Origin of the sequence: Kocuria subflava, assembly GCF_012163155.1 — a bacterium.
Classification (GTDB): Bacteria; Actinomycetota; Actinomycetes; order Actinomycetales; family Micrococcaceae; genus Kocuria; species Kocuria subflava.
Genome location: NZ_JAAVUN010000006.1, coordinates 1 through 25554 on the forward strand (window position 1 = coordinate 1; position 25554 = coordinate 25554).

The following is a 25554-nucleotide window of genomic DNA, read 5'->3' on the forward strand; positions in this document are numbered from 1 at the left end:
CCCAGACCTCACAACACACCCCTCGAGACGCCCACGCGCACACCGCTACCCATGCTCATCTGTGAAGGGCCGAATTTCAGCAGTCGATGCCATTCCGAGAAATGCACCGAAGGAAATACACTCCTATTTAACTCGAAAAATAAGAACGGAGATCACCACCAAGCAAAGTCGCCCTATCGCCCACTATACGCCCATTCTTGCGGCAGTTTGCGGGTACCAGGAGTCGGTGTCCTTGTTCTGTCGCGCCCTCTTAACTCACTGTTTGGATTCAACCTTCCGCTTGGCCCCGGGGGGCGCTTCGGCCACGTGGCCCGAAATGCAATGGTGTGCCCAACGAGTGGGCCTCACGGGCTATGCCGAATTATTCAATATACGCAGGGGGGCCCGTGACAGGCATGCACGTAGAGTAGAACGATTCGTCACAAATCCCTCAGAGGACCACAATTTCGAGTTTGGCACACATGAGGAACCGGGATTTGCTTGGTCAAAACGGCCTGATATCGCCGTTCAACGATATCTGTCGGAGATGTCAGAGATCATGTTTCTGCGTTTGTCTCCCGGTGAGAACGCCCTGGGCTGGAACCGCGCGCACTGCGACGCCGAACTAGAAGCCATCGCAGCGGATCTACGAGCCAGAATCGGACTCGAGCCAGAGCTCCAGGACCTGGGAGCCCCCGATCCGGTGGTGATCCTGCCCGAAGGATTCACAAGCGTCTACGACACCACCAACCCCGACTTTGGCCCCGCAGGCGGCTACACACCCCCCATACCCACTATCTACCTCCCAGCAAACACCGACCCAGCCACCATCGCTCAACACCGCAACACCACACCCACGGTGACCCCACCAGCCACCGAACCCCAGGAGCACACCATCACCACCCCCATCCCCGCAGACGCAGACATCACCCCCTACTGGGAAGCCGTGGAACACCACCTCGGCGATCAAGCCCCAGAGATCCTCAACCCACCAGCCACCGACGAAGAGATCACAGAACTCGAAACCACCCTCGGACTCACCCTCCCCACCCAACTACGAGCCAGCTTGACCCGCCACAACGGCATGGCCACCTACCCCGAAGACAACTTCCCCGGAGAGATCCTGCTCTCCTGCACAGAAATCATCGATCAATACGAAACCTGGCAAGACGTCTTCGAAGACCTCCACGAAGACACCGCAGAGTTCAACCTCTCCGGCGACACCGGCCTGACCCTGCCAGGATTCTGGAACCCCGGCTGGATACCCATCACCGACGACGGCACCGGCAACGCCTACGTCACCGACACCACACCCGGCCCCAACGGCACCACCGGCCAAATCATCAGCATCACCACCGTCGGAACCGACCAAGGCGTGATCTACCCCAACCTCGCCACCCTCCTGAACCACTACGTCCACGGCGAATAACCCAGTGGACCCAGCCATCCGGCAGCTGCGCTCAGTACACTCCCAACCATGAACACCGCGTCTGCTTTCGGCGCCCTGGGCGTCACGGGGCTGTTGGCCATTGTTGTGGTGGCTGGTTTGATCTCCTGGTCACGGTCCCGGCGTCGTCGTGGAGAAATCCAGGGCACCGCAGCCGAGCAGCGGTTCGGCCCCGGTGGCCAACCAGTGCAGGCCCAGACTCAGGCGCCACAGGCGAACGCCCCGCTCCCCCTCCCGGAGCTGCATCGGCGCGCCGGTGAGGCGCTGGTGGCAACGGACAATGCCGTCCAGTCCGCGGATCAGGAACTGGCTTTCGCCCAGCTGCAATTCGGCGACGACGCCGTGGCCCCCTACCAGCGCGCCCTGCAGGAGGCCAAGGACCACCTTCAACGCTCCTTCGCCCTGCAGCAGAAGCTGGAGGATTCCATCCCCGACACAGAAGCAGAACAGCGCGCCTGGATCGCCGAAATCCTGGACCGCTGCCAACAAGCCAAGACTCCTTTGGCGCAACACCGTGAAGACTTCAGTCAGCTGCGTGCGCTGGAGTCCACTGCGCAGGAGGCGGGAAACGCCGTTGTCGCTGCTGTGGATGCCCTGGGCCCGGACATGCAACGGGCCCAGACAACCCTGGACCGTTTGGCGCAGCGCTATCTGGATTCCGCGTGGCAAACCCTTCCGGAGAACCTGACCCAGGCCGGTGAGCGCATTGCATTCGTCCGTACAGCCGCACAGCAGGCTGAGCAACACCTGAGCTCCGGTCAGCGCTCCCAGGCGGCCGTGGAGGTCCGTGCCGCAGGACTTGCGGCCACACAGGCGCGGGACCTGGTGGACTCCGTGCAACGCGGCGCGCAGGACCTGGAACGCGCGGACCAGAGCTTGCGTGATGCCATTGCCGTGGCCCACCGGGACGTGGCCGAGGCCGAAGCCACCGCGCAGGTTGCCATGCGCACCGAACTCACGGGCACCGCAGCCGGGGTCCGATCCGTGTTGACCGGGATTGAAGCAGAACTGGCAGGCGGCCGATTTGATCCCTACGCCTTGTCCCACCGACTCTCCGTGGTCACCACCGAACTGGAGAAAGCTCTGGCCGGGCTGCGCGAAGAACACGAACGGGACCGTGCCGCACGGGCCACCCTGGATCGCACCATGGTCTCCGCCCAGGCTGCTGTCACCCAGGCCCACGACTACGTGGGCGCCCGCCGCGGGGGCATCCAGGCGCAGTCCCGCACCCACCTCTCCGAGGCCGAACGCCACCTTGCCGAGGCCCAGCGGCTGCGCAACACGGAACCGTCCACCGCCCTGAACCACGCCAACGAGGCCATCCGCCTTGCCACCGCTTCCCACCAGGAAGCACAGCAGGACGTCTCCGGTTTTGGAGGCGGTCCAGATGCAAGCGGGGGCTGGGGCATGGGTGGAGCGGGCTGGAACGGCGGTTACCGCAGATCACACCACCGTGGCCTGTCCGGCACCATGCGCGGCATGGGCGGCTTTGGCGGCCCCGGTCTGGGCGGAGCAGTCCTGGGAGGCATCCTCCTGGGCTCGGTACTGGATGGCATGGGCGACGACGACGGCGCCATCAGCCAGAGTTTTGGTGGCGGATTCGGTGACTCCCACATCTCCGGGGATTTCCTGGGCGGACTGGGGGACTTTGGAGGATTCGATTTCTGAGCCCGCTCGCGCTGCCGCCCAAGTTTCTTGACCACCTCAACGCCAACTTCACCATCACCACGGAAGGAAACACCCATGAGTGCCAAACAGTCCATCTTTGGGCGTATTGCCCAGCTGGCCAAGGCCAACATCAACTCCCTGATCGACTCGGCTGAGGACCCGCAGAAGATGCTGGACCAGATGGTCCGCGACTACACGCAGAACATCCGCGAGGCCGAATCAGCCGTGGCCACCACCATCGGCCAGCTGCGCATGCTGGAACAGGATCACGCTGAGGACGTTCGGGACGCCCAGGAGTGGGGCAACAAGGCGCTGGCCGCATCCACCCGCGCTGATGAGTTCCGCGCAGCCGGGCAGAGTTCCGAGGCGGACAAGTTCGACAACCTGGCCAAGGTGGCCCTGCAGCGTCAGATGCAGCACGAGTCCGAGGCCCGTACCGCGCAGCCTCAGATCGAGCACCAGACCCAGGTGGTCAATCAGCTCAAGGACGGGCTGAACAAGATGCACGGCAAGCTCCAAGAACTCTCCGCCAAGCGGGACGAGCTCAACGCGCGTCAGAAGACCGTTGCTGCGCAGGCGGCCGTGCAGGACTCCCTCAAGGCCTTTGACGTGATGGATCCCCTGTCTGAGGTCACCCGGTTCGAGGACAAGATCCGCCGCGAAGAGGCGCGGGTTGCAGGCCAGCAGGAGCTCGCGGCGTCGTCGTTGGACGCACAATTCGAATCCCTGGAAGAACTGGGCCGTCAGTCCGAAGTGGAGGCCCGCCTGGCTGCGTTGAAGGCCGGCCGCAGCGGGGACGCGGTCAAGGACGGCGAGAAGATTGTGGGCTCCCAGGAAATCTGAGCCTGACGGCACGACTTCTACGCATTCTGGGCCGCCATCAGGACGTGATGGCGGCCCAGAATGCGTAGAAGTGCTGCGCGGTGGCCCAGGCGGGCAAAGCAAGAACCCCTCCCCCTGAGCTGAAAACTCAAGGAGAGGGGTTCTTCAGAGTTGCGGGGGCAAGATTTGAACTTGCGACCTCTGGGTTATGAGCCCAGCGAGCTACCGAACTGCTCCACCCCGCGGCGACAGATGATTACTTTACGCACCCACCCCGGTAGACGCAAATCGAGGGCCCCATCACCGCCCGAGCAGTGGTGGGGCCCCCGATTGCTGTGGGACATCAAGGCCTCACTCGCCCGGTGCCACAGGGCCTACCTCCGCAGGAGTGCCCTCCCTGGTATCACGAACTCACTGACCAGGTGCCACCGCACCTTCCCCCGCACCAGGTGTGGCGGAGACCCCATCGGCCTCAAGTGCGCGGTCGAGTGCCTCCTGCAGGCGATCCTGGGCCTCGCCGTAAGCGGACCAGTCACCGTCCTCCATGGCGGTCTGGGAGTCACGCATGGCGGTGCTGGCGTCATTGAGGGCCTCGTCCAAGGACGCACCACCCGTGGGCGACGGAGACGGCGACGGCGTTGCCGTCTCACCCTCCGTGGGCACAGCATCCTGACCCACGGCATCCGCCGCTTCTTCCTCACTCACGCCGGCACCCTGAACGGTCTGGGCACCGGAGTCGCCACCGAAGACCTGGTCCAAGGACTCCTCCAGGGTGGGGGCAAAGCCCACTTCCTCGCCGTAGCTCACCAGCACACGGCGCAACGTGGGATACCCGGAATCACCGGAGGATCGGACGTAGACCGGCTGGATGTAGAGCACGCCGTCGTTGACCGGCAGTGCCAACATGTTGCCGTTGATGACCTCAGAACCACCCTGACGCAGCAGGTTCAGCGCGGAGGAAACTTCTGTGTTCGAGTTGAAGTTGTTCTGCGCCTGACCCGGTCCCGGGACCACCGAACTACGTGGCAGCTCCAGCAGGGTCATCTGCCCGTAGGTGTCAGCCTTGACCCCGTCCTCACCGGTTCCGGCGTCACCGTTGGCGGAGAGGTACCCGTAGAGCACGTTACGGGTGTTCTCGCCTTGGTTCTGCTGCGGAATGAAGGGTGTGGTCAGGGAGAAGCTGGCCTGATCCTCACCGGGCATCTGCAACGACAGGTAGTACGGCGGGATGGCCGTGGCGTTGTCATTGGTGGGGTCATTGGGAATGGACCAGACGTCATCGCCCGCGTAGAAGCTGTTGGCATCCGTCACGTGGTAGGTGTTCAGTAGGTCACGCTGGACCTTGAAAATGTCCTCCGGGTACCGGACGTGGTCCATGAGCGCGGCGGACATCTCCGAGTACGGCTTCACCGTCTCCGGGAACACGTTCTGCCAAGCCTGCAGCACAGGGTCCTCGTCATCCCAGGCATACAGATCCACGGAACCGTCGTAGGCGTCAACCGTTGCCTTGACCGAGTTGCGCATGTAGTTCACGCGCTCGTTGGGCAGCTGAGCCGCAGCACCCTCCTCCGTCGTGGTGTCAGCGGTGGCCTCCTGCAACTGCATGGGGGAAGAGTACGGGTAGCTGTTGGACGTGGTGTAGGCGTCCACAATCCACTTCACGCGTCCGTCAACAATGGCCGGGTACGGGTTGCCGTCCACCGTCAGGTACGGGGCCACCTGGGACACACGGTCACGGGGGTTGCGGTCGTAGAGGATCTGGGACTCAGGCCGCACGGCATCCGAGAACAGCAGGTCCGAGGACTGGAAACGGATCGCGTAGGACAAGCGGTTCAACGGGTTGCCCACGTTGGGTCCACCGTCACCGGAGAAGGTGTTGCGGACGTCCTCGGTCTCGTCATCTGCCGTGGAGGGACGGTCCAGTTCCAGGTGGTCATCACCTTCGGCACCACCCACCACGGAGTAGTCCGGGGACTGCATGCCGAAGTAGATTCGCGGCTGGTAGTCATCGGAGATCTCACCCTGGGCCAGAATGCCGCCCTGGATGAACGACGGGCGGCCATCCGACTGCACACGGTCACCGTAGGCGGCCACCAGGCCGTAGCCGTGGGTGTAGACCACGTGCTGGTTGTACCAACTTCCGCCGGTGTCCACATCCAGCTCACGGGCGGCCAGGACGGTGTCCTGCACCTCTCCGTCCAACTCGTAGCGGTCCACGTCCAAGGTGCCCGGGAAGTTGTAGTAAGGACGGAACTGCTGCAACTGCGCGAATGCCGGGGAGACCACGTTGGGGTCCAGCAGACGGATGTTGCTGGTGGTCTGCGCGTAATCGGCCAGATCGCCTTCACCGGCATCCACGGTGGCCGCATAGGCCTCTGTGGTGATCCCGTCCAGACCAAAGGCCGCACGGGTGCCGTCAATGTTGCGCTGGATGTAAGGGTTCTCCACGGACTGCTCCGTGGGGGTCACCTGGAAACGCTGCACCAGGGAGGGGTAGATGCCTCCGGCGACGACGGCGACCACAACCAACATGGCCGTTCCGATCAGCGGCAGACGCCACCGACCGATCACCGCGGAGATCACAAAGAGCACAGCCACCAACACAGCGGCAATGGCCAAGATGCCACGCACGGGGATCACGGCGTTGACATCCGTGTAAAGCGCACCGGTCCAGGAACCGGACGTGGACTGCAATGTGGCGTAGCGGTCCAACCAGAAGTTCACACCCTGCAGCAACAGGAACAAGGCTGCGGTGACGGCCAACTGCACGCGAGCCGCGGTGCTGAATTTCAGGCCCTTCTCCGTGATGCGGATGCCGCCGTAGATGTAGTGGACCAGAACGGCACCGATGGCGCACAGCAGCAGCACGGAGACCAGGAAGCCCAGGAGCAGACGCAGGAACGGCAGGGTGAAGACCCAGAAGCCAACATCCATGCCGAACTGGGGATCGTCCTGACCGAACGGAACCTGGTTGAAGAACAGCAGCACGGTTTCCCACTGGGAGGCCATGGTGGAGGCCGTGAACAAGCCGAACAGCACCGGGATGGCCAACATGGCCAGCTTTCGGACAGGCTCCAGGGCCTGCTGGTAACGCCGCAGGTTGTCATCGGCAGCCGCTGCTGCCGTGAGCGGGCGGTTGCGGTGGGCAAGCCACAGGGAGAGCCACAACAAGGCAGCCACAACAAGGGCTGCCACCACAAAGATCACGGCGCGGGCCACGTTCTGGGTGACAAAAACGTTGAGGTAACCCACCTGGCTGAACCAGAGTATCTCCGTGTAGAGCTGGGTGAAGGCAACAAACGCTGCGATCAGGGCGACCACAATTGCCACGGTGATGAACAGGGGGCTACGTCCCCTGCCGGGTTTACGGTTCGCCGCACCTGTGGGCCGTGGCGATTTCGGGGGTCGAGGCGGTTCTGCCGCTCCTGCTGTCACGTCGGTCCTGGGCCTTCCCTGGGATCGGTCATGGGACTGCGCAGACTGCGCAACCTCCATTCTGACCGCCACAGGTGCTTGTGGGCAAAGTCTCCACCCAGTTCCGCCACAGGCTCATTCCAGGTTCTAGGTGCAGGGAGCGCCGTCAATGGCCCAGGCCAGCCCGTTTGATGACCCAGGCCCGCGCGATAGACGACCAAGACCCGCCCGCTTCCGAGGATCCGCGGGTGCTCACCCGGTGCTCAGGAACCGCTGGTGCAGGTGGGCAGTGAGGCCGGGTCCTCCCCCGCCGCCACAGCCTCCAGCGCGTTCACGGAGTCATCCAGGGTGTCCACGGCCACCACGGTCATGCCATCAGGTACGTGCCCCACCAATTCCGGGCAGTTCTCCACCGGCGCCAGGAACAGATCCGCACCGGTGTCCTGGGCCCCCACCATTTTCTGGCGGATGCCACCGATGGGTCCCACATCCCCTCCGACGTCGATGGTCCCGGTGCCGGCTATGTGCCTGTCCCCACCCAGGGAGCCCGGCGTGAGTTCATCGATCACGCCCAGGGAGAGCATCATGCCGGCACTGGGGCCACCCACGTTTTCCAGGGCAAAGTTGACCTGGAACGGGAAGTCGAACTCACGTTCCAGGTACACACCCAGTTGTTGGTTTCCGTCCACTTCAACCGTTCCCACGGTCAGCTCCTGCTGGTCACCGTCACGTTGCACACCCACGGTCACGGATGCGTCGAAGTCGTTGTTCAGGGTTTCGCGCAGTCCGTCCAGTGAGGCGATGGGCTGCCCGTCAACGGAGACCAGGACGTCCCCGGCCTGCAGGATGCCATCGGCAGGGGCACCGGGGACGACGTCGTGAACGGTGAGCGTGGTGGTGTAGTCCTCCCCCAGATGTTCAAGGGCTGAAGCCACCGCCAGGTCCTGTGAGGAATCCATGGCCGCGGTACCGGAATTGGTGATCTCCTCCCGGGTGGCCGTGGGCGGATACATGACCTCCTGCGGCAACACGGCTTGGGTGGAGGAGAGCCAGGAGTACATGGTGTCCAGGATGCGCGGACTGGAACCGGGGCCGCCCACCACGTACACGGTGGTGAAGTCCAACTGCGTGTCCGTGGAAAACGTCTCCACGCCCTCCAGCGTCATGACCTGTTTGCCGTCAATCTCCCCCGTGGTGTCAAAACTGGGGCCGGGGCGCTCCAACACGTAGGGGGTGGGCGACCATGCAGCGGCGATCAGCAGCAACCCGGTGGCGATCATGGAGCCGGACTCCAACCCCAACCAACGGGGACGGGTGAAACGAGCAGACACGTGAGCGATCCTTAACACGCATGCTTCCAGCGAACTGCGGGCTCTGACGGGAATCCATGCGCGTGCTAGTGGTTAGCCTGGACGCCTCACTGTAGGTCACCGGATGACAATGTCCGTGAATCCATTCCATGTCGAGGATCTGAAGGCGGGATCAACAAGCCATGACTTCGCAGCCACCCAACCCGGAGAACGACCCCGAAAACCAGGGCGAGAACAACGGTCAGAACAACAACCAGGACCCGTTCCAGGCCATGTTCCAGCAGTTCCTGGGACAGTCCGGGATGTCTGCGGAAGACCTGCAGAAAATGGGCATCCCCACGGACCCCGCCGGCATGCAGGCCATGTTTGCCCAGGTCCAGTCCATGTTCTCCGCAGGGCCCAGTGACGGCCCCGTGAACTGGAAGGCGGCCAAGGATCACGCACGCCGCGTGGTGGCCGCTGCCGGGGACCCCAGCGTGGATGATGCCCAGCGCAAGATCGTGGCCGATGCCGTGCAGCTGGCCCACCTGTGGGTGGAGGACCACACCTCCTTTGGCGCTCCGGGTGCCGAACCCGGTGCGTGGTCCCGTGCGGAATGGGTGGAAGCCACGTTCGAGACCTGGAAGGAGATCACCGGGCCCGTGGCGGAATCCATGAGCACGGCCTTGACCGACTCCATCCAGGGGCAGCTTCCGGAGGAGATGGCCGGAATGCTAGGGGGTGCCTCCGGGATGCTGGCCAACGCCGGTTCCATGATGTTTGCCATGCAGTTGGGTCAGGTCCTGGGTGGTTTGGCCGCAGAAGTGGTCTCGTCCTCTGACATCGGCTTCCCCCTGGCCAAGGACCGCGCTGCCATGCTCCCGCGCAACGTCAAGGAGTTCGGCGCTGACCTGGGTGTCCCCCAGCAGGAGGTGGTCATCTACCTGGCCGTGCGGGAGGTGGCCCACGCCCGCCTGTTCCACGCCGCACCCTGGTTGCGGCAGTACGTGATCGATCTGATCACCACGTTCTCTGAAGAGATTCACATTGACATGGACCGGATCGAGGGACTGGCCTCCCAGATCGACCCCTCTGATCCCGCTGCGGTGCAGGAAGCTCTGGGATCCGGGATGTTCATGCCGGAACAGACCCCCACTCAGAAGGCCACGCTCAAGCGGCTGGAGACCATCCTGGCCCTGATCGAAGGCTGGGTGGACGTGGTCACGGTGCGCGCCACCACCAACCTGCCCGGTGCGGCAGCGCTGGCGGAGACCATGCGGCGTCGTCGGGCATCCGGAGGCCCGGCCGAGCACGCCTTCGGTTCCTTTGTGGGTCTGGAACTGCGCCCCCGGCGCATGCGGGAGGCCGCCGAGTTCTGGCGTTTCGTGGAGCAACGGCGCGGCCTGGATGACCGTGACGGCCTGTGGGAGGCACCGGAGTTGCTGCCCACGGACGAGGACCTGGATGACCCCGCCGGCTACGAATCCCGCCGCGGCCTGCTCACCGCCTCTGACGAGGAGTTCGACGCCGCGCTGGAGCAGTTGCTGGGAGGCGAGGGCGATACCACACCGCCCGAGTCGGAAGATCCCCAGTCACCTCAGAGCTGATGCCGATCCTGCTCTACTGATGCTGAGCCTGCTCTGAAAAACCAGGTTCACCCAAGGCCCAGGCCGCTCCGTCCAGGAAGGCCTGGGCCTCGGCCATGCGCGGGTAGCGCCGTTCCAAACGGCGGAAGGCCGGACCGTGGTTGGCTTCCAGCAGGTGACAGAGTTCGTGGAAAATCACGGCATCCAACACCCATGACGGCGCCGACTCCAGACGGCGGCTGATCCGCACGGTTCCGGTGGCCGGTGTGGCCGATCCCCACCGGGTGTTCTGCCGGGAGGACCAGGTGATGGAGGAGGGCTGCACGGCACCCTCCAGGTGGCGTCGGGAGAGCTCATGAGCCCGGGTCTCAAGGTACGCGTCCCCAGATTTTGCAGCACGCTGCGATGCGGCCAGGTTGCGTTTGGCCACCAGTTTGGGCACCATTTCCCGCTCCCACCGCTTGACCTCACGGGCGGACATGCGCGCCGGCACCTGAAGCACCACGGTCTCCCCGGACCAGTGGGCGGAAACGGTCCTCTTGCGCCGGGCAGATCGCTGCACCTCAACCGGTGGGACGGCCGAGCCGGCTGCGTCTGATCCTGGGGAAAGTCTGGTCACGGTTACCGATGGTAAACAACCGCACAGACTGAACCCGGCCTGTGGGGTGGCCTCCCGCCTGGTTCACGATCTTCCTGTGGATAACTCCTTGGGGTGCCGCACCCGGCCGCAGACTGGAGGAAATCAGCCCGAGCCTGCGCATTCTTTGGGAGAAGACCGTGACCACTTCCGCCGTTCCCGCCGCCCCCACTGCACGCCACCCCTCGTTGCGGGCAGCCCACCCCACAGGCACCCGGTTGCTCACCCGCACCCCGGCGGCCGATCTTCAGCTGTTGTTCTTGGGAGTGAATCCCGTGACCGCGGCTGCAGCCATCATCCTGGCCGGTTGCGGCGTCCGGGGATTCACCGTGCTGGATCCACGGCCGGTCACCTGGGATGACGCCGCAGCCGGTGCCTACGACCTCCCCGACGTCGGGCGCAGCCGGGACCACAGCCTGCGCCAACGGTTGTTGGCAGCCAACCCGCAGGCCCTTGCCGGTGGCCGAGCCGAGCTCTTTCCCGGACCCGATCGCCCGGGCACCTTGGTGATCCGCGCCCGGTCCACGGGCATCACCGACCCCACCGACGACGACGCCCCGCTGGCGGCCGCGGCCTCCCACCTGGCGGAAGATCACCTGGTGCTGGACGTGATTTCCGTGGAGGGCCATCCCCCGGGGACCACCATGGTGTGGCCGGTGCGGCCCTGGTACGCCCGAGCATGTTCGGAATGTGTGAGGGCTGCTGCCGGCACCAGCCCCCGCGAACCAGCCCGCACACCGCGTCACGAGGCATGGCCTTCCCACACAGCTGTGGCCGCTGCCGTGACGGCCCAACAGGTTCTTGCAGCAGCGACATCCACCCTGGTGGACCCGAGTGAGTCCCTGGTGACCGTGCTGCGACCGGGCGCCCCACTGAGCACCGTTGACATCACCGGTGTGGGCCCCGAGCCCTGCGCTTGGTGCTCCCCTGGGTGAGTGAACGCTGCGGCACGATGTCCTGCACAAAACGTGACGCACTGCGGTTGGCGCGGCCTCCCGGGGTGCGGGACAGGGACCAGGAGAGCATCAGGTGTTCACGTGCACGGGTGATGCCCACGTAGAGCAGGCGCCGTTCCTCATCCACCTCATCGGAGGTCTCTGCAAAAGCAATGGGCACCAACCCCTCGGTGAGCCCCACCAGGAACACGGCATCCCATTCCAGGCCCTTGGCCGAGTGCAGAGAGGCCAACGTGACGCCCTCCACCGCCGGGGCATCCTGTTGCACGGAACGGCGAGTCAGCTCCTTGGCCACATGCCGCAGGGTGAACGGGCCCGGGTCCTCGGTGCCCGCGTCCACGGCGGCCCGGACTGCCTCCCGGTGGGCTGTCGCCATGCGGTCAGTCATGTCCACCAGGGCGGCCAACGACTCCCACGTCTCCCGCACGGCACCGGTCACTCGAGGTGCAGTGGCTGACCACCCCAGGGAGGAGAGCATGTCACGCACGGTTTGGCCGACATCGTGAGCTGGGGCCGAACTGATGCCGTGGTCCCCCTCCGTGTCCGGGTCCACGGCGTGGGCGGCACTGCGGATCTGCAACAGTGCCTGACGAATTTCCGGACGGCGGAAGAACTGTTCCGTGCCGCGCAGCCGGAAGCCGATCCCGGCATCCGCCAATGCGGTCTCATAGGCCTGGGCCTGGCCGTTGGTCCTGAACAACACCGCGATCTGAGAGGCCGGCACGCCGTCGTCCAACAGGTCCTGGATCCGCACGGTAGTGGCTTGGGCCTCGAGTTGGTCGTCGTCGTACTCGTTCCAGGAGGGCACCGGACCGGGCGCGCGCTGCCCCACCAGCTCCAGCGGTGTGGCCCAGGATCCCGGCGTTGAATCAGCACCAGGTCGCCGGGCGGCCAGCAGACGGTTGGCGGTGTTCACGATCTGCGGGGTGGAGCGGTAGTCGCGGACCAGTTTGACCACTGTTGCGGACGGGAAACGGCGTGGGAACTCCAGCAGATGACGGGACGTGGCCCCCGTGAAGGAGTAGATCGTCTGGGAGGCATCCCCCACCACGCACAGATCATCCCGCGGACCCAACCAGGCATCCAACAATCTCTGCTGCAGCGGGGAAACGTCCTGGTACTCGTCCACCACAAAGTGGCGGTACTGCTCCCGCACCGTGGCCGCGATCCGCTGGTCCTCCTCCAGGATCCCCACCATCAGAAGCAGAACGTCCTCAAAATCGATCAGGTCCAGGTCGGTCTTGAGGTCCTCATAGGTCTGCCACAAGCGTGCCACGGTCCGGGGATCGTGACCGGCCGGCAACTGGGCCACGGAGGAATCTTTGCCGCCGCCGGTGACTGCATCCACGTAGGTCTCCGGGGTCAGCATGGACACCTTGGCCTTCTCGATGGCTCCTGCCAGGTCCCGGATGGACGCACGGTCATTGCTCAGCCGCATGGATCCGGCGGCTTGGGCCACCAGGCGTGCTTTGTGCTCCACCAGTTCCGGTACCGTGCCGCCCACGGCTTGCGGCCAGAAGTACTGCAACTGCCGCAGAGCAGCGGAGTGGAAGGTCCGCGCCTGGACACCTTCAGCACCCAGGACACGCAGGCGGTGACGCATCTCGTTGGCGGCCCGGGTGGTGAAGGTCAGCGCCAGAACCTTCTGCGGGGTGTACACGCCCGTGGCAATGCCGTAGGCAATACGGTGTGTGATGGCCCGGGTTTTGCCCGTACCTGCTCCTGCCAGGATGCACACCGGGCCGCGAAGTGCGGTGGCTGCCTGACGTTGTTCAGGGTCCAGCCCGTCCAGGATGCGTTCGGCCAGCGGACGCTCAGGATCTTCCGCGGCGGGGAACAGGGCAAGGGCCGCAGCATCAGGGGTGATCATCTGCTCACCAGCCCGATTCGGGCAGCTGATGACCCAGCCAGTGTTCAATCAGAGCGCGGGCAATGGAGACCTTGCCCGGCAGCGTGAGGCTGCCCTGCTCCGCGGACTGGCGCAGTTGCTCCCGAGTGAACCACCGCAGATCCACCACCTCGTGCCCGTCAGGCTGGGCCTGACCGCTCTCCCAAACCGCAGTGCATCCGATCATCAGCGAGCGGGGAAACGGCCAGGGCTGGGAGCCCAGGTAGCGGACATCGCCCACCTGAATGGCGGCCTCTTCCTGGATCTCCCGGACCACGGCCTGCTCAATGGACTCCCCGGGTTCCACAAAGCCCGCCAGTGTGGAGAACCGGTTGCCGCGCCAGGCGGCGGCCTGGCCCAACAGCAGACGTTCGCGCTGCGGGTCCGGGTCACCGTCCGTGACGGCCACGATGATCGCAGGATCGGTACGCGGAAAATGCATCGAGGAATCTACCGGACAACGCCGCATCCACCCCGAACGCCGCACCTCAGTCACCTCACCGCACCGTGGACACCGGGGATGATCCACGTGCCAGGCCGTCACCGCCTGCGCCGTGACGGCCAGCGCCGCATGCACGGGTTCCGTGTCAGCCAGAGCGGTGGCCACGGCGCGCAAGGTGGCAAACTCCAGCGGCTGATCTTTTGCCTCCGAGCCCTGGTGGGTGGAGCGCACCACCTCCACGGTGGCGTGGGCGTCGTCGTCGTCCTCAAAGGCGCGGACGGTCACCCCACCACCATCCGGTTGGGTGATCTCCCCCAGGTACACCTCCGGAAGGCGGGGATCCTCACCGGTCTGCGGCAACTGGTCCCGGGCCACCAACACCAGACGGCCACCGGCCACCGGCATCCGCCCGTTCAGCATGACCAGGGTGAGTGCGGCTGCCGGACGTTGGTCTGCCTGATCGCGCTCCGGGCTGCGACGTTGCAGGGCGGAGACGGACAGTGGCATGGAACGGGGGTCCAACCGGGTGGTGTCAGGCGTTTGCACGGTCTCACTCTATCGGCGCAGCACGGCGCCTGCCTGGGCCGTCCACAGGAGGTGATCAACTGTAGGGTTGAGCCCATGCGCGCAACACTGGAACATCTGGCAGCGGTGGCGGTGGCCGGGGTTCCGGGGATCGTTCCGGTTGCCGTGGGCCCTTCCCCGGACGACGACGCCGACTTCCGCTCCGCAGTGGTCACCGATCAGACCAACAAGCGCTGGAGGGTGCGTAGTCCCCTCACGGAGGAAGCCGGTATCCGCCTGGCCTCCGAGCACGCAGTGCTCTCCGCCTTCACCCCGCAACTGCGCGCCAAACTCCCGTTCCTGATCCCCACCGTGGTGGGGTCGGTGGACGACGACGGCGGGCGCACGTTCATCTATTCGCACCTGCCGGGACGCCCGGTGCCCATCAACCAGCTGGACGCGCTGGCATCAGCGGCACCGTCACGGCCCCAACCGCCAAGTGCTGAACCCGTGCCTGCGGTGACCACACAGATCGGCACCATCCTGGCTGCCGTCCACGATCTCCCCCGGGCCATGGTCATGGACGCAGACCTTCCTGCTTACAGCGCCGATCAGTGCCGCACGCGCATGCTCAATGAATTGGACCAGGCCGCCACCACCGGGTTGATCCCCGCCGGGCTGCTGCAGCGCTGGGAAAACGCGCTGGAGGACCGGACGCTGTGGCGGTTCTCCACCCATGTTGTCCACGGGGATCTGCATGAGGACAACCTGGTGGTGGACGGCAATCGCATCACCGCCGTCACCGGGTGGTCCGATGTTCACGTGGGCGACCCCGCACTGGACTTCGCCTGGCTGATCGGTGCCAACGACCCCGGGTTTGCCGAGGCCGTGGTGGCCGCCTACTCCCGCGCACGCCTCCAGGCCCCGGACGCCCACCTGCTGCGCCGAGCCCACCTGGAAGCAGAATTTGCCCTGGCCCGCTGGCTGGTCCGTGGCGTGGCCCGCGAGCGCCAAGACATGGTGGCCGATGCCCAACGGATGCTGGCCGTGCTGGAAAAGGACGTGGAGGACTACCAGGAAGAACTCTCCACCCGTGACGCCCCGCAACCTTCCTGAGCGTTGGTGCGCCACCGTGCCCCGGTCTCACCGACGGCCGGTGATGATCGCCTCCAGCTGCTGTTCATCGGCAAGGTCATGAGGGCGGACCGTGCGATCCGAGCCCACAAAGTAGAAGGCTGCAGAGATCTTCTCCAGGTCCACCTGCATGAGCCGGGAGAACGCCAGCCGGTACACCGCCAATTGGACGGATCGTTCAGCCAGGTCTTTGGGACCCGGTGCTCGCCCTGATTTCCAGTCCACCAGTTCCCATTGCCCGTCCGGTTCTTGGAACACGGCATCAATCCGACCGCGCACCGTCACCCCGCCAATGGGCGTTTCGATGGGGTACTCCACCGCCCACGGTTGGCGGGTGCCCCACTCACTGGCCCGGAACGTCTCAGCCAGTGCGGGGAGGTCGTAGCCCTGGTCCACAAAATCATCGGCACCGCCTGGCAGTTCATCCATGTCAAAGATGGCGTGAGAGTCAAAGTACTCCTCCACCCAGGCATGGAACGTGGTGCCCGCCCTGGCTGCCACCGCAGGTTGACGCGGCATGGGGCGACGCAACTGGGCGGCCACCGCCGCCGGGTCCTTGCCGAGTTCCACCACCGTGGAGGCAGACACGTGTGTGGGCATGACCAATTCGGCCGCCCTGGGAGGGTTGTGGTGGGCCGCCAGGAGCACTCGGGCTTCCTCCACCCATTGACGCACCGTTGGATCCTGCAACAACTGCGCATCGGAGAGATGACGGTTCTCCCGGAACCCACCGTCACGAACGGCCTGCGCCACGGTTTCCAGTCGGAGACGTCGACCAGCGTGGACCGGCGGGTGGAGCACACGGTGCTCGTGGTCAGTTCCGTCGGCCGTGATCTCCGCAATGACCGGCCCCTCCAGGGGGTCATAGGGCCAGGCCGCCTCCAAAACACGTGAACCGGACGGGTTCTTCTGGTCCTCCTCCGGTTCGGCCCACAGCTGTTTGTGAATGATCGGCTGGGCACCCGGGACAGCCTCCATCAAGGGTTCCAGGTCCTCCAAGAACGTCGATGGCTCTCTGATGCCCTTGGCTGTGCCCGCAAAAGCTGCACAGGAAAGCGCCAAATGGGTTCGTGCCCGGGTGAAGGCCACATACATCAGGCGGCGGTCTTCACTGTGGTCATGGTGATCCCCGTCCTGAAGGAAGGTCTCCATGGACTCCTTGAGTGCTTTCACATCTGTGGTGTCCACGGCCCATTGAGGGAGGTGGTTGCGGTCACCGCGCAGTGGCCAGGGGACACTGTCCGCATTCTTGGTCCAGGCCGATCGATCCTTGCCTTGCTGTTGTTTGTCCTTCTGGTTCATGCCCGGCACGTACACGTGATCCCACTCCAGCCCCTTGGAGGCGTGCATGGTCAAGATCTGCACCGCGTGGGGGTCGGGTTCTGACGGGGCAACGTCCGGGTTCTCCTGGGTGGCAGAAACCTCCAACCAAGCCAAAAAAGCTCCCAGGTCCTGTGAACCCGTGGCACCCACGTGGGTGACGGCCAGCTCCTGCAGGGCATCCAGATTTCTCCTGGCCTCCGCACCGGCTGATCCAGGGCGAGCTGCCACTTCCAGGTCCAGCCCCAGGGTGCGCTCCACCGCGGCCAACACACTGGTCAGATCCTCGGACAACCAGGACCGCAGACCGTGCAGCTCCTGAGCGAACTGCTCCATGCGAGCCTGAGCCACAGGTGTCAGGCTGCGCCCGGCTGAGGACGTCCACCCCGCTTCCGGCAGCGATTCCACCGCTTCCACCAGGGAGGCCAGATCGACGGAATCGGCCTCCACCACAGTCTCTTCTGCCGTCGAGGCCCCGTCCTGGACCTGGGGGTCCACATCCTCCAGGGCCACACCCAGCTTGGCAGCCCGGGTGCGGCGTCGTTCCAGATGAGCCGCCCAGTCAGCCAGTGCCACCAGGTCACGGGCACCGATCCGCCACCGGGCACCCGTGAGCAGGCGCGCCAGGGCATCCGAGCGCCCTGGATCCGTGAGCACCTGCAAGGTGGCGATCACATCCGCCACCTCAGGGACCTCCAACAGCCCACCCACACCCACCACGTCATAAGCAATACCTGCTGCGGCCAGTTCCCTGCGAACGGGTTCAAACTGCGATCGAGCACGGCACAGCACGGCCACCGTGGGATACGGGGCCTGCGAGCCATCGAGCCGCTCGGAGTCGATCTGGGCTCGGGTGTTGTGGATGGACTGGGCGATGGCGCGGGCTTCGTCGTCGTCCGTCAGGTACCGGTTCACGGTGACCGTGCCGGTACCGGCACCTGGGCGGGGATCCAGGTGCGGGACTTCCTGCAAGCCATCTCCCGTGGTGACCGCCCACGGAGGTGGGGTGCGCAAGGCTTCGGCCACGGCATTGGCCGCGTCCAGGATGGAGGTGTCGTTGCGCCAGGCCGTGGTCAGGAAACCGGGGACGGACCGCTGCCCTGCCGGAGCCGGGAACCACTGGTCAAAGCTGAAGAGCTGGCCCGCAGAGGCCCCACGGAAACCGTAGATGGACTGCTGGGGATCCCCCACGGCCATGACGGAGTGCCCCTCACCGAACAGGGAAGCGAACAGCACCATCTGTGCGTGTGAGGTGTCCTGGAACTCATCCAGCAGCACCACCTTGAACCGCTCCCGTTCCAAGGCGCGCGCTGCGAGGTCCTCCTTGGCAATCCGAGCGGCCCGGCTGAGCAGATCGCCGAAGTCCATGGTTTCGCTCTCACGTTTGAGAGTTTCGAAACGCTGCACCATCTGGGCCAGCACTCGGAGACGATCCAGTGTCTCCACCGCGGTCTTGACATGCGGCCCAGTGGAGGTCTGCTTCCGCGAACCTGGCTCGTCACTCTTGAACGCTGGAACATCGTGAAGCTGCGGCAGAAGTTTCTCCGCAAACTCCTGCAGGTCCTGTGGGCTCAGCAGATGCTCTGCTGCACCAGAACTGAGCTTCAAGATCTGCTCCGTCAGGGTGGTGGCGTTGAAGTCGTCGAACACCTCGCCATCCCAGCTCTCCACCAGGCCACGCGCTATCTGCCAAGCCTGGGCCTGACCCAACTGAACCGTTTCCGGCTCCACACCGATCCGCAGCCCGTAGGTGCGCACCAAGGTGTTGGCATAGGAGTGGTAGGTCAACACGGTGGGATCGGCCTCCACCGTGGCATCCAGGACCTCTGCCCCGCTCTCCGAGGGGTCGGCGTCCACCACCAGGCCCTTGGACCGCAGCACGCTCAGACGACCACGAACGCGGTCCCGCAACTCACCTGCAGCCTTGCGTGTAAAGGTCACGCCCAATACCTGTTCCGGGCGGACGATGCCGTTGGCCACCAACCACACCACGCGGTCCACCATGGTGGCAGTCTTGCCTGACCCTGCCCCGGCCACCACCAGCTTGGGAGCCAGAGGAGCTGCAATGACCTCAGCTTGTTGAGCGGTGGGCTGGTTGCCACCCAGTGCTTGGGCCAACTCCTGTGGAGAGAAGCGCGGATCAACCCCGCCGTAAGGGTGGTCAGAGGGCATGGTGGTCTCCTGTGTCTGCCCGGAATCCTGGTCTTTGAACGGTGCGCCAGATGCGGCTGTCATGAGGTCACCTGCCGTCCTGCACTGCACAGCGGGCACACTCCCGGCAACCTGCATCTGAGCCCGTGAGATCCGGAATTCTCCGCCGTGTGCCGTGCCACGAACTGGTGGCCCGCCACCAGCTGCGCGGCCGCTGAGATCAATTCCTTGGCCCAGGTTTCATCCGCCGGCATGGGGTCCTGGGCACGAACCGCCACTTTCACGGCCTTGGTGCCCAACTGGACCAGGGCGGCACCACCGGGGACAGCGGTGCCCGGCCGTGCGACGTCGATCTCCAAGTGTGGATCCTCCGGCACTGAAGTCTGCGCGTTGGCGTCGGCATGGTTGCCCGCGGCGGGCCGCGTACCCCCCGCCTGCTCAGCTCCAGCCTGTTCAGTGGCTGCTTGTTCAGCCATGGCCTGCCCTGCACCGGCGGCCAACGCCACCTGGTAGGCACCCAGTTGAGGATGCTCTTGCACCGCAGCGCCCGTGACATCGCCCTTGCCGGTCTTCAGGTCCACCACCACGTAGCGTCCCTGATCATCAACCTCCAACCGGTCCACACGCCCACGCAACAAGGCGTCGCGAGCGCCGCCGGTGATCAGAACGCTGAACGATCCTTCGACGGCCACCAACTCGCGGCCAAAGTCCTTGCGAGCGGCAATGGCGTACTGCGCAAACTTGCGAAGCATGGTCTGGGCAGTCTGTTTGAGTTTCTCCGACTCCCAGTTCTGCGCCAAGCCGAGCTCCGGCCAGCGGCGCTCCAGTTCTTGGATCAATTCAGAGCTGGGGGCATCCGGTGTTGCTTCCGCAATGGCATGCACCAGGGTTCCCAGACTCCGTGCCGTGTCCGTGGCGGCCTCCGCCCGGGCCACAGAGACCCACCAGTCCAAGGGCGAACGGTGGATGGTCTCCACCCTGGACGGAGAGACCGGCACGGGCTGGTCAGGATCCAGCACGGGCTCCTGAGTTGAAAGTTCCAACAAGCCCCACCAGTCCTCCGGATCCGCACCAGCCACGGGTGTTCCAGCACGCATGAAGTGATGCAGGATCCGCGCCGCAGCCTCAGCGTGCACCGCTTCAGGCCCACCCTGGTCAAAAACACGGTGACTGTCAGAGTCATCCGCAGTGTTGCCCTCCGCCCCGCTCTGCGCAACCGCCCGCAGCTGGGCGGTGAGTGCACGCAGAGTGAGGGGCCTGGGTGCTGTCAGCACGGGGCGCGTCTGCTCGGCGGCCTCCGGGTGGAATCGGTGGTCCCAGGGGTCGATCAGGCTCAGGAATTCAGAGGGTTCGTTGTCCTGGTCAGCCACGGCCGTGACCACCAGGCACTCGGCAGCACGCGAGACGGCCGTGGAGAAACTGCGCAGTTCATCGTGCCGGACCAGGTTCAACCGCGTGACGGGCGAGGTGTGGCGGGCCACCTCCACTCCGAGTTCAGCAGCATCTCCCAGAAGATCCGCTCCCAGCAGGGCTCCGCGCAACGCGGTGTTGGGCCACTGCCCCTCCTGCACCCCCGCCACGTAGACCACGGGCCACTGGCGACCCGCTGCCGTGGCTGGAGTCATGATCTCCACAGAGGCCAACGACGGCGCCCGGGCCGCCAGGGTGTCCATGGGCAGTTCCTGCAATTCCAGGAAGTCCAAGAATTCGCCGGCACCAGCACCGGGCAGGTGGTCAACAAAGCGCTCGGCCATCTCGAACAAGCCCACCACGGCGTCCAGGTCGCGGTCGGCACGACGTCCGGACTCTCCTCCGGCCAGGGCGTCCTTTTGCCAGGTGTAGGCCACACCGGCTGCTTCCCACAGGGCCCACAACACCGTTTCCGCGGTGGCATTGGGGTTCTCCAGTGCATCCTTACCGGACTGGAGCATTCGCGCCACGCGCTTGGCCGGGGTGGAACGCACCTGGGCCACGTCCAAAGCACCCGGCTTGGTCAAGGCCTCCACCAGCAAGCGATCAGAGTTGCGTCCGCCACCGTCCCGTATTTCTGCATACCGCAGACGTTGGCGCAGCCTACGGATGTCCATGGCTGTGGCAGCCCCGATCCGGGAGGTCAGCAGTTCCACGGCTTGGGCAGCCTCCAAGACGTCCCGGCCAATGTCCTCCTGAGCGGTTTCCCCAGCGCGCTCCTGGGCCACCACCAGCCGTAAGGCAGCCAACAATGGCTTGACGGCGGGCTCGTCCCGTACCGGGGTTTCCGCCGCAGAGGTGGTCACCGGGATGCCCAGGGATTCCAGGTGGCGCTGGAGCCCACGCAACGCCGCGCTGTTGCGCACCACCACGGCCATGTGGTCCAGGCCCACCCCGCCCAGCAGGTGACGGCGCAGGATGTCAGCACCGATCCATCGCGCCTCATGGGTGCTCGATGCCAACACTGCAGCCTGTACTGCACACCCATCCTCTTCAGGTTCCGGGCGGGCGGCCCGCAGGTTGTGCGCCGTCACCGCCGGGATGCGCTGTACCACCCGGTGCCAGGCTTCTTGAACAGCAGAGTTCATGCGGTGGCTGCGTTCCAGCACCATGGGGGTCATGGGTTCACCGTGGTGCCCGAGTTGACGGACGGCATCACGCAACGCATCCGGCCTGGCACCACGGAATCCTTGAACCACCGTGTCCGGGCACGCCGTGGTCACCACGTCCTGCCCGGCGCACAGTACCCGCAGGAGGCGATGAATGGAGGCAGTGGCCTCCTGCAGGTCATCCACGATCACCAGCTGGAGCCGTTGTTGTTCTTCCGCCAAGAACTCAGGATTGGTCTCCAGGACCCGGGCGGCCTCCGTGACCAGTGCTGCGGGGTCAAAGGCCTCAGGCATCCGCAATCGACGAACCGCCTGGTACTCCTCCCGGAATCCGGCTGCCACGGCCCATTCGGGACGCTGCAGCTCGCGGGCCAGCTGCCGCAGGCGCTGTGGTGAGATGTCATGTTCTGACAGACGATCGAACAACTCCCGCATCTCACCCCGGAAACCGCGGGTGCCGACGGCCTCCCCCAGGTTGGGCGGCCAGACGACGGCGGCCCCAGCACCTTGCGCGTGACCTTCCATGAGTTCGCGGATCAAGACGTCTTGTTCCGGGCCGGAGAGCAACTTGGGTGGGTTCTCCACCCCTGGTAGCAGTCCGCGGACATGGGCGCGACGCAGGACGTCAAAGGCATACGCCTGCCACGCACGGACCGGAGGAGTGGACATGGTGGCACCGGCAGCGGTGGCCAGCGCGTCCCGGAGGCGGGCAGCTGAGGCACGGCTGGGCGTGAGGACCAACAAGTTTTCCGAGGACATCCCAGCCCTCAACCGCTGGATCGCCAATGACAACACCGCGGTGGTCCGTCCTGTGCCGGGTCCACCCCACACCATGACCGGCCCACATCCCGCGGGCAGATCAGCGATTCGGCGCTGACCTGGGTCCAGGTCCTCCAGGCCCGGCACAGTGTGGACTGCCAGGTCCGCGGTGCCGAGTGCATGCTTGTGATCCCCCGGGCTGTGCAGCATCCGAGAAAGTTCACGGGATCCATGGTCCCCGGCACCATCACGCCCGAAATCGATCATGGATCCATCTCACCACGTGGCACGGACAACACAAGGATTCCGGTCTGCTGGACCACCCCGTGACCGGATGTGGAGCCCATCTCCGTACCGCTCACAACGGTGTCCGAGTCCGGACGTACCGTAATGACATGCCGCATCAAGAACCTGCCGCGCCGTCCACCCGCCAGTCGGAAGGGACCCATCAGCCCACGCTGTTCGACCCACCGGGTGAGACCGGAGGGCAGGTTGATCTCCCAAGGGCCGGTGTTGACCCACGGGATGTTGTTGGCCCCATCGATTGGGCCACCATCGCCTCCGATCCCGCCGTGGCGTGGACAGAGCAGCCCGTGGCCACATTCGACTTGGAAACCACCGGGCGGGAAGCAACCACCTGCCGGATTGTGACCGCATCCGTGCTCTTGGTGGATCCAACAGGTCAGGTGTTGCACGAATGGGAATGGCTGGCGGACCCGGGTGTGGAGATCCCGGAAGGGGCTGCTGCCATTCACGGCATCACCACAGAGCACGCACGCACCCACGGGGCCCCGGCAGCAGCGGTGGTGGCCGAGACGGTGGAACTGATGGACGCCTTGTTTGAGCATTCCATTCCCGTTCTGGCCTTCAACGCCGCCTATGACTTCACCGTCCTGGAAGCTGAGGCGCGCAGGCACGGACTGAACTGTCCCACGGCCCAGCCGGTCATCGACCCGTACGTACTGCACAAGCAGGTCCGACGCCGTTGGCGTGGCAAGCGCACTCTGGTGGCGTTGTGTGAGGCCTACCAGGTGAGACTTGAATCCGCGCACACCTCCGCAGCGGATGCGCTGGCGGCTGTTCACCTGGCCCAGTTGTTGGCCCGCGAGAACCCAGAATTGTCCGTACCGGCCCAGGTCTTGCACCAGAGCCAGATCGGCTGGGCGCAGGAGCAGGCCGCCAGTTTCCAGGAGTACCTGCGCCAGAAGAAGAACGACCCCACCGTGGTCATCCACGGGGACTGGCCGCTGCGCCGGTGACCACCTGCCACTCCTGGCGAACAGTCAGGTACTTGACCCCTCAATCAGGGTACTGTTGGCAAGGTCACTGTTGATCACACACAGGAGGAACACATGGGACTCGGCGACAAGATCAAGAACAAGGCTGAAGAGATCTCCGGCAAGGGCAAGGAAACGGTCGGAGACGCCACGGACAACGAGCAGCTTCAGGCTGAAGGCGTTGGCGACCAGGCTTCGTCCAAGACCAAGCAGGCCGGCGAGAACGTCAAGGACGCCGCCAAGAACATCACTGGTCAGTGATCAGCTGATTCTTCTGCGAACAGTTGGGGCCCCACCAATCGGTGGGGCCCCAACTGCGTTCGGTTCAGGTTCTCAGTTCTGCGGTGTGGCTTGAGCTGCAGCGCGTGCAGCCGGCGGCAGTGCCTGGAAGATGCGCTCCATGGCAGAGTCATCATGGGCTGCGGAGACAAACCACGCTTCAAAAACCGAGGGTGGCAGGTGCACACCCTGCTCCAGCATGGAGTGGAAGAACGGTGCCCAGCGGAAGACCTCCTGGGCCTTGGCATCTGCGTAGTTGCGCACCGCACCCTGCGATGTCCCGAAGGTCACGGAGAACAACGACCCTGCGTTCTGCACGGAGTGATCCACGCCTTCGGCATGCAGTGCTTCAGAGACTGCCGTCCGCAGCTGTTCGGAACGTCGGTTGACCGTGCGGTAGCAGTCATCGTCGGCCAGCTGCAGCGTGGCCAGACCGGCGGCCATGGCCACCGGGTTACCGGAGAGGGTGCCCGCCTGGTAGACGGGTCCCGTGGGAGCCAGCTGCTCCATGAGCTCGGGCCGGCCGGCCACCGCTGCTGCCGGAAGGCCGCCACCAATCACCTTGCCAAAGGTGAACAGGTCTGGCGCCCAATCCCCTTCCTGGGGCGAGGACAGGCCCCAGTACCCGGCAGCGTGAACCCGGAATCCGGTCATGACCTCGTCAAAGATCATCAGGGCACCGTGTTCGCTGGTGATCTGGCGCAGACCGGCGTTGAACCCGGGATCCGGCGGAACCACGCCCATGTTGGCGGGCGCTGCCTCTGTGATCACCGCGGCGATCTTGCCCGGATGAGCCTCAAAAGCTGCTCGCACGGCGTCGAGGTCGTTGTAAGGCAGCACCAGAGTCTCAGCTGCGGTGGCTTCCGTGACGCCCGCCGACCCCGGCAGGGAGAATGTGGCCACTCCTGAACCGGCCTCGGAGAGCAGGGAATCCACGTGTCCGTGGTAACAACCAGCGAACTTGATCACCAGGTCGCGTCCGGTGGCACCGCGGGCCAACCGGATGGCGGTCATGGTGGCCTCGGTTCCGGTGGAGACCATGCGGATCTCCTCGATGGCCCCGATCCGATCCACCACCAATTCGGCCAGTTCGGTCTCGGCCCGGGTGGAGGTGCCAAACCCCAAACCTTTTTCCACCGCGGCGTGAACGGCTTCCAAGACCACCGGATGGGCGTGGCCCACCAGGGCGGGTCCCCAGGATCCCAGCAGGTCCACGTACTCGCGGCCGTCCACATCTTGCAGGTAGGGGCCGCGGGCAGCAGTGATGTAGGCGGGGGTTCCCCCCACGGAGTTGAAGGCGCGCACGGGTGAGTTGACCCCACCGGGCATCACGCGGCGAGCGCGTTCAAAGAGTTCTTGGGAGACGGTCACGGGATCGTCCTCTTTCGTCGTCGTGGTCCGGGGTGAAAACCGGATCCGGGGT

General features: G+C 65.1%; 16 protein-coding genes and 1 tRNA gene. 8 read left to right on the forward strand and 9 right to left on the reverse strand.

Annotation, left to right across the window (positions count from 1 at the left end; genetic code table 11):
- Window positions 1–538 precede the first annotated feature (538 nt).
- The 3 genes from GTW58_RS04410 (at window position 539) to GTW58_RS04420 (ending at window position 3937) form a co-directional block, all read left to right on the forward strand.
- Window positions 539–1408 carry an SMI1/KNR4 family protein gene (locus GTW58_RS04410; protein WP_157980510.1) on the forward strand — a complete coding sequence of 290 codons (870 nt, stop codon included), beginning with the start codon at window positions 539–541 and terminating at the stop codon, window positions 1406–1408.
- Window positions 1409–1456: 48 nt separating this feature from the next.
- On the forward strand, window positions 1457–3094 hold the full coding sequence (locus tag GTW58_RS04415) for a coiled-coil domain-containing protein (protein WP_119933217.1): 1638 nt from the start codon (window positions 1457–1459) through the stop codon (window positions 3092–3094).
- A gap of 75 nt (window positions 3095–3169) precedes the next feature.
- Entirely contained in the window at window positions 3170–3937 is a 768-nt protein-coding gene (locus tag GTW58_RS04420) for a PspA/IM30 family protein (RefSeq protein ID WP_119933216.1), read from the forward strand.
- Between the two features lie 150 nt (window positions 3938–4087).
- Here GTW58_RS04420 and GTW58_RS04425 read toward each other — a convergent pair.
- From GTW58_RS04425 to GTW58_RS04435, 3 genes are all read right to left on the reverse strand, one after another.
- A tRNA-Met gene (locus tag GTW58_RS04425) sits at window positions 4088–4161 on the reverse strand.
- A 166-nt stretch (window positions 4162–4327) separates the two neighbouring features.
- Window positions 4328–7351: a UPF0182 family membrane protein gene (locus GTW58_RS04430; RefSeq protein ID WP_425338826.1), complete on the reverse strand. Its 3024-nt coding sequence runs from the start codon at window positions 7349–7351 to the stop codon at window positions 4328–4330.
- 242 nt (window positions 7352–7593) lie between these two features.
- Complete coding sequence (locus tag GTW58_RS04435; protein ID WP_232818071.1) at window positions 7594–8661, reverse strand: YlbL family protein; 1068 nt, start codon at window positions 8659–8661, stop codon at window positions 7594–7596.
- A gap of 161 nt (window positions 8662–8822) precedes the next feature.
- On the opposite strand from GTW58_RS04435, the gene GTW58_RS04440 reads away from it, so the two are divergent.
- Window positions 8823–10226 (forward strand): zinc-dependent metalloprotease, encoded by a 1404-nt coding sequence (locus GTW58_RS04440; protein WP_119933214.1) that lies wholly within the window; start codon window positions 8823–8825, stop codon window positions 10224–10226.
- Window positions 10227–10239: 13 nt separating this feature from the next.
- Here the strand turns inward: GTW58_RS04440 and GTW58_RS04445 are convergent, their stop codons facing one another.
- The gene (locus GTW58_RS04445) at window positions 10240–10824 is read right to left on the reverse strand and encodes a M48 metallopeptidase family protein (RefSeq protein WP_232818070.1); all 585 of its coding nucleotides are present in this window, start codon (window positions 10822–10824) and stop codon (window positions 10240–10242) included.
- A 158-nt stretch (window positions 10825–10982) separates the two neighbouring features.
- On the opposite strand from GTW58_RS04445, the gene GTW58_RS04450 reads away from it, so the two are divergent.
- Window positions 10983–11777 (forward strand): hypothetical protein, encoded by a 795-nt coding sequence (locus GTW58_RS04450; protein ID WP_157980509.1) that lies wholly within the window; start codon window positions 10983–10985, stop codon window positions 11775–11777.
- Here GTW58_RS04450 and GTW58_RS04455 read toward each other — a convergent pair.
- Window positions 11731–13668, reverse strand: a complete 1938-nt coding sequence (locus GTW58_RS04455; protein ID WP_052209291.1) for an ATP-dependent helicase — start codon at window positions 13666–13668, stop codon at window positions 11731–11733. The genes GTW58_RS04450 and GTW58_RS04455 overlap by 47 nt on opposite strands.
- A 4-nt stretch (window positions 13669–13672) precedes the next feature.
- The gene (gene nudC, locus GTW58_RS04460) at window positions 13673–14674 is read right to left on the reverse strand and encodes an NAD(+) diphosphatase (RefSeq protein WP_232818069.1); all 1002 of its coding nucleotides are present in this window, start codon (window positions 14672–14674) and stop codon (window positions 13673–13675) included.
- A gap of 75 nt (window positions 14675–14749) precedes the next feature.
- Between nudC and GTW58_RS04465 the strand changes: the two genes are divergently transcribed.
- Window positions 14750–15748 (forward strand): macrolide 2'-phosphotransferase, encoded by a 999-nt coding sequence (locus GTW58_RS04465; RefSeq protein WP_119933211.1) that lies wholly within the window; start codon window positions 14750–14752, stop codon window positions 15746–15748.
- A 27-nt stretch (window positions 15749–15775) separates the two neighbouring features.
- On the opposite strand, the gene GTW58_RS04470 is transcribed toward GTW58_RS04465, so the two are convergent.
- Window positions 15776–19321 (reverse strand): ATP-dependent helicase, encoded by a 3546-nt coding sequence (locus GTW58_RS04470; RefSeq protein ID WP_232818068.1) that lies wholly within the window; start codon window positions 19319–19321, stop codon window positions 15776–15778.
- On the reverse strand, window positions 19318–22842 hold the full coding sequence (locus GTW58_RS04475) for an ATP-dependent helicase (protein WP_232818067.1): 3525 nt from the start codon (window positions 22840–22842) through the stop codon (window positions 19318–19320). Before GTW58_RS04475 ends, GTW58_RS04470 begins: the two co-directional genes overlap by 4 nt.
- A 128-nt stretch (window positions 22843–22970) precedes the next feature.
- Here GTW58_RS04475 and GTW58_RS04480 point away from each other — a divergent pair, with 128 nt between their 5' ends.
- Both GTW58_RS04480 and GTW58_RS04485 read left to right on the forward strand, forming a co-directional pair.
- Window positions 22971–23834, forward strand: a complete 864-nt coding sequence (locus GTW58_RS04480; RefSeq protein WP_081993555.1) for a 3'-5' exonuclease — start codon at window positions 22971–22973, stop codon at window positions 23832–23834.
- Between the two features lie 93 nt (window positions 23835–23927).
- A complete protein-coding gene (locus tag GTW58_RS04485) occupies window positions 23928–24113 on the forward strand; it encodes a CsbD family protein (RefSeq protein ID WP_047688397.1) in 186 nt (61 codons plus the stop codon).
- 72 nt (window positions 24114–24185) lie between these two features.
- Here the strand turns inward: GTW58_RS04485 and hemL are convergent, their stop codons facing one another.
- The gene (gene hemL, locus GTW58_RS04490; protein ID WP_119933210.1) at window positions 24186–25502 is read right to left on the reverse strand and encodes a glutamate-1-semialdehyde 2,1-aminomutase; all 1317 of its coding nucleotides are present in this window, start codon (window positions 25500–25502) and stop codon (window positions 24186–24188) included.
- Window positions 25503–25554 lie beyond the last annotated feature (52 nt).

What these genes read in the sequence shown, in the direction of transcription:
- GTW58_RS04415 (WP_119933217.1), top strand. Translation starts at nt 1,457, where the DNA reads ATGAACACCGCGTCTGCTTTCGGCGCCCTGGGCGTCACGGGGCTGTTG.
- GTW58_RS04440 (WP_119933214.1), top strand. Translation starts at nt 8,823, where the DNA reads ATGACTTCGCAGCCACCCAACCCGGAGAACGACCCCGAAAACCAGGGC.
- GTW58_RS04420 (WP_119933216.1), top strand. Translation starts at nt 3,170, where the DNA reads ATGAGTGCCAAACAGTCCATCTTTGGGCGTATTGCCCAGCTGGCCAAG.
- GTW58_RS04485 (WP_047688397.1), top strand. Translation starts at nt 23,928, where the DNA reads ATGGGACTCGGCGACAAGATCAAGAACAAGGCTGAAGAGATCTCCGGC.
- GTW58_RS04465 (WP_119933211.1), top strand. Translation starts at nt 14,750, where the DNA reads ATGCGCGCAACACTGGAACATCTGGCAGCGGTGGCGGTGGCCGGGGTT.
- GTW58_RS04475 (WP_232818067.1), bottom strand. Translation starts at nt 22,842, where the DNA reads ATGATCGATTTCGGGCGTGATGGTGCCGGGGACCATGGATCCCGTGAA.
- GTW58_RS04455 (WP_052209291.1), bottom strand. Translation starts at nt 13,668, where the DNA reads ATGATCACCCCTGATGCTGCGGCCCTTGCCCTGTTCCCCGCCGCGGAA.
- GTW58_RS04410 (WP_157980510.1), top strand. Translation starts at nt 539, where the DNA reads ATGTTTCTGCGTTTGTCTCCCGGTGAGAACGCCCTGGGCTGGAACCGC.
- GTW58_RS04480 (WP_081993555.1), top strand. Translation starts at nt 22,971, where the DNA reads ATGCCGCATCAAGAACCTGCCGCGCCGTCCACCCGCCAGTCGGAAGGG.
- GTW58_RS04470 (WP_232818068.1), bottom strand. Translation starts at nt 19,321, where the DNA reads ATGACAGCCGCATCTGGCGCACCGTTCAAAGACCAGGATTCCGGGCAG.